Annotated in this window: 18 protein-coding genes; 16 read left to right on the forward strand and 2 right to left on the reverse strand. The window is 67.2% G+C overall.

Annotation, left to right across the window (positions count from 1 at the left end):
• The first annotated feature begins 13 nt into the window (after window positions 1-13).
• Window positions 14-367: a cytochrome c family protein gene (locus tag ACE3T2_RS02615; RefSeq protein ID WP_374654396.1), complete on the forward strand. Its 354-nt coding sequence runs from the start codon at window positions 14-16 to the stop codon at window positions 365-367.
• Window positions 368-370: 3 nt separating this feature from the next.
• Here ACE3T2_RS02615 and ACE3T2_RS02620 read toward each other — a convergent pair whose 3' ends face one another.
• Entirely contained in the window at window positions 371-1,177 is an 807-nt protein-coding gene (locus ACE3T2_RS02620) for a DUF1080 domain-containing protein (RefSeq protein ID WP_374654398.1), read from the reverse strand.
• A gap of 179 nt (window positions 1,178-1,356) precedes the next feature.
• Between ACE3T2_RS02620 and ACE3T2_RS02625 the strand changes: the two genes are divergently transcribed.
• The 5 genes from ACE3T2_RS02625 (at window position 1,357) to ACE3T2_RS02645 (ending at window position 5,658) form a co-directional block, all read left to right on the forward strand.
• The gene (locus ACE3T2_RS02625; protein WP_374654400.1) at window positions 1,357-3,090 is read left to right on the forward strand and encodes a GMC oxidoreductase; all 1,734 of its coding nucleotides are present in this window, start codon (window positions 1,357-1,359) and stop codon (window positions 3,088-3,090) included.
• The gene (locus tag ACE3T2_RS02630) at window positions 3,090-3,641 is read left to right on the forward strand and encodes a gluconate 2-dehydrogenase subunit 3 family protein (protein ID WP_374654402.1); all 552 of its coding nucleotides are present in this window, start codon (window positions 3,090-3,092) and stop codon (window positions 3,639-3,641) included. The genes ACE3T2_RS02625 and ACE3T2_RS02630 overlap by 1 nt, the downstream gene beginning before the upstream one ends.
• Before the next feature lie 70 nt (window positions 3,642-3,711).
• A complete protein-coding gene (locus ACE3T2_RS02635) occupies window positions 3,712-4,203 on the forward strand; it encodes a winged helix-turn-helix transcriptional regulator (RefSeq protein ID WP_374654404.1) in 492 nt (163 codons plus the stop codon).
• A gap of 82 nt (window positions 4,204-4,285) precedes the next feature.
• Complete coding sequence (locus ACE3T2_RS02640; RefSeq protein ID WP_374654406.1) at window positions 4,286-4,900, forward strand: 2-hydroxychromene-2-carboxylate isomerase; 615 nt, start codon at window positions 4,286-4,288, stop codon at window positions 4,898-4,900.
• A 14-nt stretch (window positions 4,901-4,914) separates the two neighbouring features.
• Complete coding sequence (locus tag ACE3T2_RS02645) at window positions 4,915-5,658, forward strand: SDR family NAD(P)-dependent oxidoreductase (RefSeq protein WP_374654408.1); 744 nt, start codon at window positions 4,915-4,917, stop codon at window positions 5,656-5,658.
• Window positions 5,659-5,664: 6 nt separating this feature from the next.
• Here the strand turns inward: ACE3T2_RS02645 and ACE3T2_RS02650 are convergent, their stop codons facing one another.
• Window positions 5,665-6,165, reverse strand: a complete 501-nt coding sequence (locus ACE3T2_RS02650; protein WP_374654410.1) for a MerR family transcriptional regulator — start codon at window positions 6,163-6,165, stop codon at window positions 5,665-5,667.
• Window positions 6,166-6,297: 132 nt separating this feature from the next.
• On the opposite strand from ACE3T2_RS02650, the gene ACE3T2_RS02655 reads away from it, so the two are divergent.
• The 10 genes from ACE3T2_RS02655 (at window position 6,298) to ACE3T2_RS02700 (ending at window position 15,402) form a co-directional block, all read left to right on the forward strand.
• Window positions 6,298-7,692 carry a short-chain fatty acyl-CoA regulator family protein gene (locus tag ACE3T2_RS02655; protein ID WP_374654412.1) on the forward strand — a complete coding sequence of 465 codons (1,395 nt, stop codon included), beginning with the start codon at window positions 6,298-6,300 and terminating at the stop codon, window positions 7,690-7,692.
• A 375-nt stretch (window positions 7,693-8,067) separates the two neighbouring features.
• Window positions 8,068-9,015, forward strand: a complete 948-nt coding sequence (locus ACE3T2_RS02660) for an ABC transporter ATP-binding protein (RefSeq protein WP_374654414.1) — start codon at window positions 8,068-8,070, stop codon at window positions 9,013-9,015.
• The gene (locus ACE3T2_RS02665) at window positions 9,015-10,157 is read left to right on the forward strand and encodes an ABC transporter permease (protein ID WP_374654416.1); all 1,143 of its coding nucleotides are present in this window, start codon (window positions 9,015-9,017) and stop codon (window positions 10,155-10,157) included. The genes ACE3T2_RS02660 and ACE3T2_RS02665 overlap by 1 nt, the downstream gene beginning before the upstream one ends.
• A 36-nt stretch (window positions 10,158-10,193) precedes the next feature.
• Window positions 10,194-10,385 (forward strand): hypothetical protein, encoded by a 192-nt coding sequence (locus tag ACE3T2_RS02670; RefSeq protein ID WP_374654418.1) that lies wholly within the window; start codon window positions 10,194-10,196, stop codon window positions 10,383-10,385.
• 69 nt (window positions 10,386-10,454) lie between these two features.
• Window positions 10,455-10,661: a hypothetical protein gene (locus tag ACE3T2_RS02675; RefSeq protein ID WP_374654420.1), complete on the forward strand. Its 207-nt coding sequence runs from the start codon at window positions 10,455-10,457 to the stop codon at window positions 10,659-10,661.
• Window positions 10,662-10,716: 55 nt separating this feature from the next.
• Window positions 10,717-11,781, forward strand: coding sequence for a phosphatase PAP2 family protein (locus ACE3T2_RS02680; protein ID WP_374654422.1), 1,065 nt, complete (start codon window positions 10,717-10,719; stop codon window positions 11,779-11,781).
• A gap of 664 nt (window positions 11,782-12,445) precedes the next feature.
• Complete coding sequence (locus tag ACE3T2_RS02685) at window positions 12,446-12,628, forward strand: Flp family type IVb pilin (RefSeq protein WP_374654424.1); 183 nt, start codon at window positions 12,446-12,448, stop codon at window positions 12,626-12,628.
• Window positions 12,629-12,752: 124 nt separating this feature from the next.
• The gene (gene cpaB / locus ACE3T2_RS02690; RefSeq protein ID WP_374654426.1) at window positions 12,753-13,619 is read left to right on the forward strand and encodes a Flp pilus assembly protein CpaB; all 867 of its coding nucleotides are present in this window, start codon (window positions 12,753-12,755) and stop codon (window positions 13,617-13,619) included.
• Window positions 13,620-13,673: 54 nt separating this feature from the next.
• Complete coding sequence (locus ACE3T2_RS02695) at window positions 13,674-15,101, forward strand: type II and III secretion system protein family protein (RefSeq protein WP_374654428.1); 1,428 nt, start codon at window positions 13,674-13,676, stop codon at window positions 15,099-15,101.
• Window positions 15,088-15,402 carry a hypothetical protein gene (locus ACE3T2_RS02700; RefSeq protein WP_374654430.1) on the forward strand — a complete coding sequence of 105 codons (315 nt, stop codon included), beginning with the start codon at window positions 15,088-15,090 and terminating at the stop codon, window positions 15,400-15,402. Before ACE3T2_RS02695 ends, ACE3T2_RS02700 begins: the two co-directional genes overlap by 14 nt.
• Window positions 15,403-15,409 lie beyond the last annotated feature (7 nt).

Here is a 15,409-nt window from a genome sequence, read left to right on the forward strand (position 1 = left end):
CCGGAGTATCATCGTGAAGCTTCTCATCGCCCTCGCGGTCGCCATGACCGCGACCGCCGTCCAGGCCGCGCCCTCGGGCGAGGACATCTTCAAGCAGCGCTGCGCCGTCTGCCACGCCGTACAACCGGGTCCGGGCAAGATGGGGCCGCCCATGGCGGGCCTCGCCGGACGCAAGGCCGGGGCCGTTCCTGGGTTCGCCTACAGCACCGCCCTGAAGAATTCGAAGCTGGCTTGGACGCCGACGACGCTCGACACCTTCCTGGCCGCACCGGGCAAGATGGTTCCTGGAACCAAGATGCTGATCGGCGTGCCGGACGCCCAGCAACGCGCGGTCCTGGTGCAGTACCTGGGCACGCTGAAGAAGTAGGGTCTAGCGTAGCGGCTGCATCTCGATGTCCTTGAACTCGATGGGCCAGCCCTCGCTCTGCAGGGCGATATAGCCTTCGGTCAGCGGGACGGGGCCCGGCAGGCGGGACATGTAGTCCTTCGCCGCCGCCGCGAACGGGTCTTTCGGATCGAGCTCCACGGCGCTGTAGCGATGCACCAGGACGCCGTCGATCTTCTGGGTGACCTCGCCGCTGGGCAGCACCTCCAGTTCCAGCTTCACCCAGGTTCCGTTCGCCACGGTCGGGGCGTCGTGAGGCGCGATGCAGTGGGCCTTGGAGCGCACGCCGTCGAAGGCGACGGTGGTGCCGGGCGTGCAGACCGCGCCGGTCGGGCGCGGCGCGTCGCCATCGCGTCCCAGCACCTGGAACTCGACCGACATCGGGAACGGCTGGTCCAGCGTCATGCTCTGGGGGCTTTGACTGTGGAACATGACGCCGCTGTTGCTGCGCGCCCAGGCCGGCGTGTCGGGCAGACCCGGATCGAGGAAGCGGTAGCTCAGCCGCAGCCGATAGGCCTTGAACGGGGTCTTGTAGAAGAGATGGCCGAACTGGCCCTTGAAGCGGTCGTAGTTCGCATAGGAGACCGCGATCGCGCCGTCCCGGACGACGAAGGTCTGCAGGTGGTTGTCGCCCGCCGGATGGCCGACGACCTTCGGCGCCCAGCCATTCAGCGAGCGACCGTCAAACAGCGGGCGCCACGGACCGGCATGCACCTCTGCGGCCTGGGCGGGGGCCGCGGCCAGCAAGGCGCCGGCGAGGGCGACGACGGTGGCGGCGGTGTGGGGCATCATGGTCCTTTTCCCCCGGATTTTCATCGAGGCCTTTGGTCCAGCCCCTTGTAGGCTTGCAATGTAACCCATTTCATGAAACCTGGGAGCAGGCAAAGCGACGGGCGACGGCGGGCCTTGATTCCGCCGTGGCTCGAAGCGCAAGACCGGCGGATCGCGCCGCCGAAGCTAGAGGGGGGACCATGGCCAATCTCAATGGTCGTGCGCGCCAGGAAAACACCTACGACGCCATCGTGGTCGGCAGTGGCATCAGCGGCGGCTGGGCCGCCAAGGAACTTACCCAGAAAGGCCTGAAGACGCTCGTGCTCGAGCGCGGCCCAATGGTCCGCCACCTCGAGGATTACCCGACCGCGGTCATGGACCCGTGGCAGGCGCAGTATCCGCAGGGCAAACTGCCGGCGGACGAGCTGAAGAGCCGCTATCCGGTCCAGAGCCGTACTGGCTACACCGTCACCGAATACACCAAGCACTTCTTCGTCCGGGACGACGAGAACCCCTACAGCGAAGAAGCGCCGTTCGACTGGATCCGCAGCTATCAGGTCGGCGGCCGCTCGCTGACCTGGGGACGCCAGAGTTATCGCCACAGCCCGATGGACTTCGAGGCCAACGCCCGCGACGGCGTCGGCGTCGACTGGCCGATCCGCTACGCCGACCTCGCGCCCTGGTATGATTATGTGGAGCGCTACATCGGTGTCTCGGGCCAGAACGAGGGCCTGGCGCATCTGCCCGATGGCCAGTTTCAGCCGCCGATGGAGATGAACTGTGTCGAGACCGCCTTCAAGTCGCGGGTCGAGTCGCGCTTTCCGGAACGGCGGATCACCATGGGCCGCGCGGCCCACCTGACCGAACCGACCGAGGAGCAGCTAAGCCTCGGTCGCACCAAGTGCCAGCACCGCAACATGTGCATGCGCGGCTGTCCGTTTGGCGGCTACTTCAGCTCGAACTCGGCGACCCTCGTGTCCGCCGAGCGCACCGGCAATCTGCGCATGCGCCCGAACGCCATCGTCACCTCGTTGATCTATGACGAGAAGGCGGGCAAGGCGAGCGGAGTGCGCATCCTCGACACTCAGACCGGCAAGGACGAGGAGTTCTATGCCGAGGTGGTGTTCCTTTGCTCCTCGGCCCTGAACTCGACCTGGATCATGCTGAACTCGACCAGTTCGCGGTTCCCGAACGGCTTCGGCAACGGCAGCGACCAGCTGGGCCGCAACGTCATGGACCACCACTTCCGGGTGGGGGCCAAGGCGCTCGTCGAGGAGTTCTCCGACAAGTACTATTCGGGCCGCCGCCCGAACGGCATCTACGTCCCGCGCTTCCGCAACCTCGGCGACGCCGCCACGGCGCGGAAGGACTACATCCGTGGCTTCGGCTACCAGGGCGGCGCCGGCCGGCCGGGCTGGGACCGCGACCTGACCGGCGAGGGCTTCGGCGCGGCGCGCAAGGCCGCGCTCAGCCAGCCGGGCCCCTGGTACATGCAACTCGGCGCGTTCGGGGAAATCCTCCCCTACGAGGACAACCGCGTCACCCTGAACCACGATCGCAAGGACAAGTACGGTCTGCCGACTCTGTCGGCCAAGGTGACCATCCGCGAGAACGAAAAGGCCATGCGCAAGGACATGCAGGCCGCCGCGGTCGAGATGCTGGAAGCCGCCGGCTTCAAGAACGTCGTCTCAGCCGACATGGGGTACTCGCCGGGGCTCGGCATCCACGAGATGGGCACCGCCCGCATGGGCCGCGACCCGAAGACCTCGGTGCTCAACGCGCATAACCAGGTGCACGAGTGCACGAACGTCTATGTGACCGACGGGGCGGCCATGACCTCGGCCTCCTGCGTGAACCCGTCGCTGACCTATATGGCGTTGACCGCGCGGGCCGTCGACCACGCCGTCCGCGCCAAGAAGAAGGGCGACCTGTGATGCTGAACAGAAGAGACGCGTTCCGCGGCCTGGCCCTGACCCTGGGCGTCGCCGCCGCCGGATTCGCCGGCCCGGTCGCTGCAGCCCTGCCGCCCCTGGGGTGGACGCCCAAGGCCCTCACGCCCGAGCAGGCCCGCCTGGTCGATGTGGTCGCCGAGTTGATTGTGCCAGCCACCGACACGCCCGGCGCGCGCCAGGCCGGCGTGCCCCAGTTCATCGACCGCACCCTGGGCGGCTGGTGCGACCAGAAGCAGGCTGCGCTGCTGCGGGGCGGGCTGGAGCGGATGGACGCCGACGCCCGGGCCGCGCATGGCGTCGCCTTCGTCGCGCTCAGCGCCCAGCAGCAGGCGGACCAGCTGGCCGCCTACGACAAGGAGGCCAAGGCCGCCTGGGGGCAGCCGCACTTCTTCAAGTCGCTGAAGGAGCTGGTCACCATCGGCTACTTCACGTCCGAGCCGGGCGCGACGCTCGCTCTGCGCTACGACCCGGTGCCGGGCGCCTATCGCGGCTGCATCCCGCTGTCGGAGATCGGGCGCGCCTGGGCGACCTGACGCCTCGCATCAGGATTGACGCGGCGCAGCCTGCGTTCGATTTTAGAACCTTCCGCTGCGGGAGGTGGCCATGCGCTGGAACGAACTCGAGGGGGAAGCCTGTTCGCTGGCGCGGACGGTGGGCGTCATCGGCGATCGCTGGACGCTGCTGATCCTGCGCGACTGCTTCCTCCGCGTCCGCAGGTTCGAGGACTTCCAGGCGCGCCTCGGGGTCTCGCGCGCCATCCTGGCCGACCGGTTGGACAAGCTGACCGCCAACTTCGTTCTGACCAGGGTCGCCTATCGGCAGCGGCCGACGCGCTACGAGTATCGCCTTACCGACAAGGGCATGGCGCTGCATCCTGTCATCATGGCCATGGTCCACTGGGGCGACGAGCACTTGGCCGGGAAGAAGGGGCGTCCGGTCCTGCATCGACACCTCGCCTGCGGCTGTCAGTTCGATCCGGTGATGGTCTGCTCGGAATGCCGCGAGGAGGTGGCCCCTCGGGAGGTCCAGGTCCTGGTCGGGCCGGGCGGGGTCGATCCGCATCACCTGCCGCCCGGCGCCGATCGCGCCGGTTGAGCTCGCTATGGCGCCTTGCCACGCCCGCAGCGGGGGTATTAAGTTCAATTTCAGAACTTAGTGGCGACACGGGGAGGCCGACATGCCGCAGGTGAAGTTCCTTTTCGATTTCGGCAGCCCGAACGCCTATCTCAGCCACAAGGTGATCCCGGGGATCGAGGTGCGCACGGGCGCGCGCTTCGAGTACACGCCGATCCTGCTGGGCGGAGTGTTCAAGCTGACCGGCAACCAGTCGCCGGCCACCGCCTTCGCCGGCATCCGCAACAAGATGGCCTACGAGAACCTGGAGACGCGCCGCTTCGTCGAGCGCCACGGGCTGTCCGCCTACCGCATGAACCCGCACTTTCCCGTCAACACCCTGCAACTCATGCGCGGGGCGGTGGCCGCCCAGGCCTTGGGCGTGTTCGAGGCTTACGTCGACCGGATGTTCGACGACATGTGGGAGCGCGGCCTGAAGATGGACGATCCGGAGGTGATCCGCGCGGCCTTCGCCGAGGCTGGCCTGCCGGCCGACGAGCTGATCGCGCTCAGCGCGACGGATGAGATCAAGGGGCGGCTGGTCGCTGAAACCCAGGCCGCGGTCGACGCCGGCGCCTTCGGTGCGCCCAGCTTCCTGGTCGGCGACGAGCTCTTCTTCGGCAAGGACCGCCTCCATGCGGTGGAGGAGGAAATCCAGCGCCAGTCGCGCGCGGCTTGAACGGGAGCGGGGCCATGACGGAAAAGCAGACCAAGGGCGCTTGCCTGGTGATCGGAGCCGGCGACGGAGTCGGCGGCGCTATCGCGCGCGCTTTCGCCCTCGACGGCTATGAGGCGGTGATCACCCGCCGCGCCCGCAACCTCGACCAGCTGGAGGCGCTGGCCGCCGAAATCCGCGCCGAGGGCGGGATCGTCCACGCCCGCGGCGTCGATGCGCGGCTGGAGGATGAGACGGTTGCGCTGTTCGGGGAGATCGAGCGCGATATCGGTCCGCTCGAAGTCGTGGTCTTCAACATCGGAGCTAACGTGCGCTTCGGTATCGAGGAGACGACGGCGCGGGTGTTCACCAAGGTCTGGGAGATGGCCTGCTTCGCCGGCTTCCTAGCCGGCCGCGAGGCGGCCAAGGTCATGGTCCCGCGCGGCCGCGGCACGATCCTGTTCACCGGCGCGACCGCCAGCGTTCGGGGGCGGGAGGGGTTCGCCGCCTTCGCCGCCGCCAAGGCCGGACTTCGCGCCGTGGCTCAGAGTGCGGCGCGCGAGCTGGGCCCGAAGGGGATTCACGTCGCCCACGTGATCTGCGACGGCTCGATCGACGGAGTGTTCTCGCGCCAGAACATTCCGGACCTGGAGCGTCGGCTGGCCGAGGATCGCGTCCTCAAGCCGGCCGATATCGCCCAGACCTATCTCGACCTGCACCGACAGAAGCGGTCGGCCTGGACCCACGAACTGGACCTGCGGCCCTGGAGCGAGAGCTGGTAGGCGTTCCTAGCGGGCCGCAGCCACGGGCTGGCGGCCTGGCCGCGACTGGCGCAGGATCGCCGCCGCCGAGCGGGGCGTATCGGCCGCCGCCGGGGCGGCGCGATCCTGGCGGCCGGCCTGCAGCAGACCAAGCGCCTCTTCAAGTTGCTGCCGCTCGCTTTCGATCACGGCCAGCCGTTCCTGCAGCCGCGCGACCGCGCAGTCCACATAGCCTTCCGAGGCGTCGCCCTGTTCGCGGCGCTCCAGGATCAGGCGGATGTCCCGAACGTCGAGGCCGGCGCGCCGGAACTGAGCGATCAGCCGCAGCCGGTCCATGGCCCGTTCGTCGTAACGGCGGCAGTTGAGGCGATCGCGATCGGCTTCGATCAGCCCGACCTCCTCGTAGTAGCGCAGCGCCCGCGCCGTCAGGCCGAACTCTCGCATCGCCGCGCCAAGCGAGGCGTAGGAACCCTTGCGCGGCACGAGCCGCAACCGCCGGAAACCGGCGTCTTCCGAAAGACTGGTCATGGCTTTTGCAAAACTGCGTTGAACGATGGCGCCTTGGTAGCGCAGGTCTGGCCATCGATCTGCGCAAAAACTTTGGAAATGGCCCCGAATTCGTGCCAAATCTTCGCCGTTCACACGGCGGGATTTGTGAAATTGCGAAAGCCACAGAAGCTGTTTGTCGGCCCGAAGGTGCGCGCGTTGCGCGAGGCGCGGGCCTGGACCCTGGAGGCCTGCGCGCGCCGGCTCGGCGTCTCGATCAGCTACCTTTCCCAGATCGAATCCAACCAGCGGCCGGTGACGTCGCGGGTGCTCGTCGCCCTGATGGACGCCTTCGAGATTTCCGCGCTGGAGCTGGACGCGGCCGACGACGATCGCGTGGTGGCCGATCTCCGCGAGGCGCTTGCCGACTTCGGCGGACGCGATGCGCCCGTGGCGATGTCCGAGCTGCGCGCGGCCGCGCTCCAAGCCCCGAACCTGGCGCACCGCTATCTCGAACTGCACCGCGCCTATCGCCGGCTGGACGAGCGCTTGCGCCAGACCGAGGAAGCCGTTGCGCTCGACGAGGCCGCCGCCGCCAGCTCGCTGCTCCCTTACGAGGAGGTGCGCGACTTCTTCCATTATAAGGACAACTACCTGCACGACCTGGACGCGGCGGCCGAGGCGCTGGGGGAGGCGGCGGGAGGGGCTCCTATCGAGGCGGCCGCCGCCGAGTTGGGCGTTTCGGTCAGGCTGGCGGACCTGGGCGAAGTGATGCGCCGCTACGACGCCGACGCGCACGTGCTCTGGCTGAATGCGGCCTTGGCGGAGGAAACCCGGCGGTTCCAGACCGCCTTCCACATCGTTTCCACCCGTCTCGGCGACCTCATAGAGCGGGAACTGGCGGCTGCGGGGCTGAAGAGCCGTGAGGCCGCCGATATCTGCCGGATCGGCCTGGGCAACTACGCCGCAGGCGCCTTCCTCATGCCTTATCGCCGTTTCTCCGCCGCGGCGCGCGCGCTGCGGCACGATATCGACGAGCTGGCTCGTGGCTTCGGCGTCAGTCTGGAGCAGGTCTGCCACCGCCTGAGCAATCTGCAGCGGCCTGGCGAGCGCGGCGTGCCGATCTATTTCGTGCGCATGGACCACGCCGGCAACATCACCAAACGTCACAGCGCCACGCGGTTCCGCTTCGCCCGGTTCGGCGGCACCTGTCCGCTGTGGAACGTCCACGACGCGGCCGGCGCGCCCGACCGCTATCATGTCCAAGTCGCCGAAATGCCCGATGGGGCGCGCTATCTCTGCGTGGCGCGCGGCATCGCCAAGCGCTCGGGCGGCTATCTGGCGCCCGTCCGCCGCTATATTCTGGGGTTCGGCTGCGAACTGCAGCATGCTGGCGAGATGGTCTACGCGGCGGGCCTCGACCTGAAGGCCTCTCCGGTCCGCATCGGCGTCAGCTGCCGGATCTGCGAGCGAAACGACTGTTCCCAGCGGGCTTTTCCGCCGGTGGATCGCCGCCTCGTGGTGCCGGGCGATCAGCGGGCGATCGTGCCGTTTCAGCTCGGGGGATAGTGCAGAAAGCCGCCGGCTCTGGGGTCAAGAGCCGGCGGCTGCCCGACCGAGGTGGCTCGGTTCACGGACGGTCAGGTTCTGCTCAGGCCAGGGTAGGTTCCGGCCGCGCCAGTTGTCTTTTGCTCCGACTAAGCGGAGGTGCGTCCACCGCCACCGACGGCGGCCTCTTCGCAGGTATGGCCATGCCGGTGGAGCGCCAGACATCTGGCGGTTCCATTCTCTTCTTTGTTTAACCAATGTCCATTAAGGATCCAGTTAACCTTTTCCAAGTCATTGCGACAACGAGTTTTTTACAATCCTGAAGCGACGCGCTGGCGGGTGCGACCATTTACCTGTGTTAGCGGTTCGTAAACCTCAGGTACCCACGCTCGCATCATGTTCCCCGAACACGCGAGCACACCGCCCGTTCTAGCCGTCCAAGGCCTGGTCAAGGACCATGGCGGCGGCCGCGGGGTGCGCGACGTCTCCTTCACCGTCGCGCGCGGGTCGATCACCGGATTCATCGGCGTCAATGGAGCGGGCAAGAGCACGACCCTCAACGCTATCGTTGGCCTGCTTGAGCCCGATGCAGGGCGCATCGAGCTGTTCGGCGCGCCAGCCGACTTCCAAGCCCGCCGCCGCGTGGGCTTCCTGCCGGAGGAGCGTGGCCTGGCTCCACGCGAGCGCGCCGCCGAGGTTGTCGCCTTCTATGCCCGGCTGAAGGGCATGGAGCGCAGGGCGGCCATGGCGAGGGCGCAGGAACTGCTCTCGCGCATCGGCCTGGGCGAGCACCTGCGTGCACGCGTCGGGCAACTTTCCAAGGGCAACGCGCAGCGCGTCCAGTTCCTCTGCGCCATCGCCCATTCGCCAGAACTGCTGATCCTCGACGAGCCGTTCAGCGGCCTCGATCCCCTGGGTCAGGCCGAGCTCCAGTCGTTGCTGCTGGAGCATCGGGCGGCTGGCGGGGCGGTGCTGTTTTCTACGCACTCGCTGGCCCTGGCCGAGCGGCTCTGCGATCGGGTCGTGGTGCTCTCGCACGGACGCACCGTGTTCGAAGGCGCGGTTCGCGATGCGGCCGCCCACGCGCCCAACGGCGCCTATGTCACCCTGGAGGACGACGCAGCGCTGCTGGACGTGGTCGCGGCCATGGGAGGCGAGGCTAATCCATTCCCCAGCAAGATCGGCAGCGCGCTGCGCTGGCGCGTGCTGCTGCCGGCGCATGTTCCCTATGTTTCTCTGATGCGCGCCCTGGCCGAGCGCGAACTCGAGGTCCACGGCTTCGAGCCGATCGAGCCGGGTCTGGAGGGCGCGCTCTGGGCGTTCAGCGAGCGGAAGGTCGCCTGATGGACCGCGCCGCGCTCATCGCCTGGCGTGAGATCAAGGCCTATGCGGGTACGCTCAGCTTCTGGCTGGCCTTGGTCGCCGGTCCGGTGCTGATGATCCTGGCCGGGCTGATGGTCGGTCCGATGATGTCTGTGCGGCCCGCCGAGCGGCTGGTCGCCATCTCCGCGCCCGACCCGCAACTGCGCCGCATCGCTGGCGAAAGCCTGGCCGAGGCTGCGCAGCTTGATGGCCGTCCCCTGCGGATCGTCGCTCCGGGGGAGGCGCAGACGCGGCTGGCCGTCGCCGCTGGGCGAAATGGCGCGGTCGTGGTCGACAGCCAGGGCGCGCCGCTCTCGCGCCTCGCCTGGGCGCTGTTGCGCCGCGACCTTGCCGGAGAGGGTAAGGGGACCGTGACCTTGCGCCAGGCGCCGCCGCCGCGGGCCGGGGCGGCCGACCACCTCCAGGCCGGCGCAGGCCGCTTCGCCCTGGTGGTGCTGCTCTGGATGAATCTGGTGGGCGCGCTGGGCATGCTGTTGCAGGCGATCGTTCGCGAGCGCGCCAATCGGGCGCTGGAGATCCTGCTGACATCGGCGCGTCCGCTGGAGATTCTGGCCGGCAAGCTGGCGGGCGTCGCCGCGCTGTCGGTGGTCGTGGTCGCCGGCTGGATGGCGATCGGCGCCGTCGTGGCCGCCGCCAGCGGCGCGATGAGCGGGCGGGGCGCCGGCCCTATCCTTGCCGCCGCGCTGGGGGATCCTGCGCGCATGGTTCTGGCCGCCACGACCTACGCGCTGGCCTTTGCGATGTACGGGGGCGCGATCCTGGGCCTCAGCGCGCTGTCCAAGGACATGCCCGCCGCCCAGAACGCCTCGCGACCGGTCTTCGGCCTGCTGTTGCTCGCGTTCTTCGCCGCCATCGGAATGATTTCCGGGCCTGGCCAGTTCGGCTGGCTGCTGTGGGTCCCACCGCTGACGCCGTTCGTGCTGCTGATGCAGGACCCGGCCGAGCTCGGCGCCCTTCGCGTCGCGGCGGCGCTTGCCCTGATGGCGGCGTCCAGCGCTGGGGTCTTCCTGCTCGCCGCTCGCAGCGTGGGGGCGCGTCCGGCTTGGCGCGGCGCCTTCGTGCGCAAGCATCGCGCGGAACCAGAACGGCTCAGTTTGGGTTAACCATTCAGATCGTCGCTATCTGGCGGAGTGGTCGCCATGACCAGCCGTTCACGCGTACTGCTGATGAGCCTGTTCGCCGCCTTCTGGGCGTGGGGTGCGATGTCGGCCAGTATCGAGCAGCAGGAGCACCTCGGGCGCCTTCTTCGCGAACTGGCGCATCGCGCGCCTGAACTGCCGAGCCTGCTGGGGCAGTACGCCAGCTCCCTCCTGAACGGGCTCTTGCAATAGTCGTCCGAAGGTTAATCTTAGCCGCAGGCGCATTCAGGCGCCGGCCCGGCGTCCAGGAGGCGCGCGCCCATGAAGAAGGCCCTGGTCCGCGTCGCACCCTTCCTGATCGCCGGCCCGATCACCGGTCCCTTCCTCGCCGGGGTCTACTATAATTGGCGGGAAGGGCGGCGTGTCCTGGCTTTCCTCTACGCCCTGGCCGTGGTGGAGGCGTTGATCCTCGCACCCTGGTTCGCGGCTCAGTTGGCCGACAAGTTGGGATTCAACCTGACGCCGTAAAGTCTGGCGCGTCCCAAGCCTAGGTCTATCGTGTCGGTCGAGGGGGACTGACCGGATGGATTTTTCCCGTATTCGAGACGTCGCCAAGACGTCGCTTCGCGCCAACTGGCTGCTGTTCTTGCTCGTGGCGCTTCATGCCGCCGCGGCTTTGCTGCTGGCGAGGATATACGGCTTCAAGGTCGATCTCAGCCTGAATTGGCAGCTGGGTTTCTTCGCCGCCAGCTATACGCTCATCGCCAGCGTCTTCCTGTTGATGCGGTTGGCCAAGCGGCCCGCCAACCCCGTCCAGGACCTGCTACGCGAGGCGAGGGGCTGGAGGCTGGGCGAGCGACTCGCCGTTACGGCGCCCGCGCTGCTGGCCCTGAGCCTCTTCGGCTCGAGCTTCGGGGCGTTGAAGTCGGCGATCCCGTCCATGCACCCCTATACGTGGGATGCGACCTTCGCGGCCTGGGACGTCGCCGTCCACGGCGACGATGTCTGGCGGATCATCCAGCCGCTGGTCGGCGCGCCGCCGATCTCCTCGGCGATCAACCTCGTCTATCATTTGTGGATGCTGCTCTTCAACATCGCGTTGGCGGTCGCCTGCGCGATGGAGCCGCGCTCGGTGCTCCGCAAACAGTTCCTAGCAGCCTTCGTGCTTTGCTGGGGGCTGATCGGCAATCTGGCCGCCACCTTGATGGCGTCGGTCGGGCCGTGCTTCGCGCTGCCCATGCTGGGCGATCCCCGTTACGTCGACCTAATGGCCTATCTGCATCGGGTCGCAGAGCGCTATCCAATGCCGGCGCTGAAGGTTCAGGACATGCTGCTCTATGACACGCAGCATGGGACGGGTGGTCTCGGGTTCGGCATTTCCGCCATGCCCAGCATGCACGTCTCCATCGCCATGCTCGTCGCCCTGGGGGTGCGGCGCTTATGGCCGCGCTGGCAGTGGGCCGGTTGGCTGTTCCTCGCCGTGATCATGATCGGCTCGGTCCACCTGGGTTATCACTACGCTGTCGACGGCTATGTGGCTCTGGTCATGACCTTGGCGGTCTGGATGCTCAGCGGCCGGCTTGCCCAGCCCACGGCCGCGCGGCGCCGGCTCACCGTTGCGAGCGGGGCCGGGGTGCTCGACCGGTAATAGAGTCTAGCTTCGGGTTCGCTAGGGGCGACGCGTGCGAGCCGCAGTTGTCGGCGCTCGCCTGATGGGCGATTTCTCAGCGAAATGCGCGATCTTCTGTAGTCGCTGAGGTTTTCTTTATGCGCCGGACGTGTTGCATCTTTGCCACGACTGACTTTCCGCGATGGTCGCGATGCACGCCCTGGTAGCGATTTCGCGATTCTAGTGGCACGGGTGCTGCCTGAAAGTGATTCGCAAGGGGCAGTCTACCCATCCTTAATGCCCCTTAATGATCAATCCAGCGGCTCGCAGGCCTGTGGATAGTTTGTCTATTTTGAAATAATGCATGAAGTCGATTAACTGAAATCTATTCCGAGTGTATCGAAGAAATCTCCTTAATGGTTTGTTAATTGCAGGTTATCGTTTCAAAAATCTTCTTGATTCGTGCGCTTCATATGTCGCTACGATTGATAAACATCTGACGTATTGGCGATGTGAACTGCGGCATTCGGAATACACAACTTGCCCGAACTGATAGAAATCATGGTTAATCTTTCGTCGACGAATTTACAAAATCTTAATGCGGCGCTTAAGGTTGCGGTCAAGGTGTCGGGGCGCAAGCGCTCGGGCCCTTTCCAAGCCGCCTATCGCGGTGAGGGTCACTGCAATTTGGGAAGGGTGTTCCATGACCAAGTTTGTTCAGTTTCTCAAAGATGAGTCCGGCGCCTCGGCGGCCGAATACGCGCTGATCCTGGCGATCGTCGGGGTCGGCATTGTTCTTGCGGCGCAAGCTCTGCAAGGCGCCATCTCGAATGCGATGTCGACTGCGGCGAGCACCATCAACACCGCCGCTACGCCTGCTCCGTAGTTGGCGGTTTCTTTGACCTGATCTTGGCGCGGCGGTCCGCCGTCGCGCCATTTCAGGCCAATGTGGGGGCGGCCACAGTTCAGGGTCGCGCCTGTCCCATTTTTTGAAGTGAATGGGTGTGGCGATGAATATTCGTAATATTGCGACCATTGCCTTTGCGCTGCTCTTCGGGCTGGTCGCTGTACTGCTCACGCAATTCTGGCTCGGACGGCAAAGGGTCGCCGACCGTCAGACGGCGGCGATCGAGGGCACGACCCCCGTGGTGGTGGCGGCCCAGCCGATCGCACGCGGCATGGCGCTCGAGCCCAGCCTGCTCAAGGTCGTGCGGTTCCCGCAGGGGTCCGTCCCGGCCGGCGCGCTCAGCTCGGTCGAACAGGCCACGGTCGGCGGCCAGCGCCTGGTGCTGCGCCCGATCGCGGCGAACGAGCCGATCTTGAGCACCAAGATCACGACGCCGGGCGGCAAGGTGAACCTTTCCGCCGCCATGACCGCGGGCATGCGGGCCGTGACGTTCAGGTCGAACGACGTGGCGGGCGTCGCGGGTTTCGTCCTTCCGGGCGATCGCGTGGACGTGCTGTTGACCCGGGACGCTGCGGCCGGCAGCGAGAACAGCGCCCTGCTGGCCCAGGTCGTCGCCGACAACCTCAAGGTTCTGGCTGTCGACCAGGTCGATGACGACGCCGCCGGCAAGCCGGTGGTCGCCAAGGCCATCACCTTGGAAGTCACGCCCGATCAGGCCCAGACCATCGCCCTGGCCCAGGCGGCCGGCACCGTCTCCCTGGCGCTGCGCCAGGTGGGGGACTCCGAGCCGGTCGGACGCCGCATGACCACCGTCGCCGATCTCGGCGGCTACCGGACCGGCGCGCCCGTCTCCCGGCCGGTGGTGACGCGGAAGGCCGAGGCGACATCGTATCGGCCCGCCGCGCCGACCGGCCCGCGCGTGGTCGTCACCCGCGGCGTGGAGGCCACGTCCTACACCCTGCTGCGCTGAACAATTCCTGCCGCCCGACGCAGGCGGCCAGGCAAGGACATTGGGGAAGCAAAGATGACCCAGTTCAAGAAACCCGTCAGGAGAGGGCTCGCCGCCGCTGCGGCGGCGCTGATGGCCTTCACCGGCCTGACGGCGCCGGCCCTGGCCCAGGACCGCCGCTACGAGGTGGTGGTGCCGACCGGCAAGTCGGAAGTGCTGCAGACGCCCGGCGCCTACAGCGAGCTGATGATCGCCAATCCCGAGATCGCCGACGTCCTGCCGCTGTCGTCCCGCTCGGTCTATGTCGTGGGCAAGAAGCTCGGCTCGACGGTGCTCAGCGTCTACGGACCGGGCAAGACCCTGATCTCCTCGGTCAACGTCGTGGTCTCGGCCGACGTCAACGGCATGAAGACCCGGCTCTACGAGCTGATGCCCAACGAAAGCGGGGTGTCGGTCAGCGCCGCCAACGAATCCATCGTCCTGTCCGGCTCGGTCAGCAGCGCCCCGCGCGCCCAGCAGATCGTCGCCCTGGCCGAGAGCTACGCGCCCGGCAAGGTCGTCAACATGATGTCGGTGCAGGGCGTCCAGCAGGTGATGCTGTCGGTGCGCTTCGTTGAGATGGAGCGTTCGGTCGCCAAGCAACTGCGGGTCAACACCGCTTCGCCCTCGGCCGGTCGCCCCGGTCAACCGTTCCCGGTGATCCCACACGAGCCCTATATCACCACCGGCGACACCATCGTCGGCTCCGGGGCCCTGGACCGCTTCGGCATCTTCCAGACCCTGATCAGGTCCGGCGACGTCAATCTCGACATCATGTTCGACGCGCTCGAGACCAAGGGGCTGGTCAAGACCCTCGCCGAGCCGACCCTGGTCGCCATGTCGGGGGACACCGCCAACTTCCTGGCCGGCGGTGAATTCCCGATCCCGGTGGCTCAGAACCAGAACAACGGCGTGACCACCATCACCGTCGAGTTCAAGCAGTTCGGGATCTCGCTGGCCTTCACTCCGACGGTGATGGACGACGGCGTCATCAACCTGCTCGTCGCGCCCGAGGTGTCCTCGATCGATCCCAGCGCCTCGGTCGTCACCAGCGGCCTGACCATCCCCGGCATCAAGGTGCGCCGCGCCAAGACCACGGTCGAACTGCGCGACGGCGAGTCCTTCACCATCGCCGGCCTGCTCAAGGACGATTACCGCAACGACGTGCGGCAGTACCCCTTCCTGGGCGACCTGCCGGTGATCGGTACGCTGTTCCGCTCGACGGGCTACCAGAAGAACGAGACCGAGCTGGTGCTGGTGGTGACTCCGCACCTGGCCACGCCGATCCGCGGCCGCGCCGCGACGCCGGCGGACCGTTTCGTGCCGCCCTCGGATTTCGAGCTCTTCGTCTTCGGGGCGCAGCGCGCCGCCGCCAAGGCCCGCACGCCCGAGGAACGGGCGCTGATGTCGGTCGACCCCAGCAAGGGCGGCCTGGAAGGGGAGTACGGCCATGTCCTGCACTAAGACCGCGATCTCACTGCTCGCCGCGGCCTCGACGCTTCTGCCGCTGGCTGGCTGCGTCCAGGCCCAGGGCCACATGCAGCCTGACTTCGGCCAGGCCTTGCGCCAGGACTTCGCCGCCCAGGTGGCCGATCCCGACGCGGCCTACGCCCGTAAGACCCTGCCGGCCAACAGCGGCGCCCGCGCCGCGCTTGCTCAGCAGCGGTACGTCAAGGACCAGGTCCTGCAGCCCTCCTCGCAAGGCACGGGCGCCATGTCGACCGGCCCGGCTTCCTCCGGTCCGCCCGCCGCCGGACGCAACTGAGGTGTGA

The organism is Phenylobacterium sp. (assembly GCF_041919955.1).
Classification (GTDB): domain Bacteria; phylum Pseudomonadota; class Alphaproteobacteria; order Caulobacterales; family Caulobacteraceae; genus Phenylobacterium.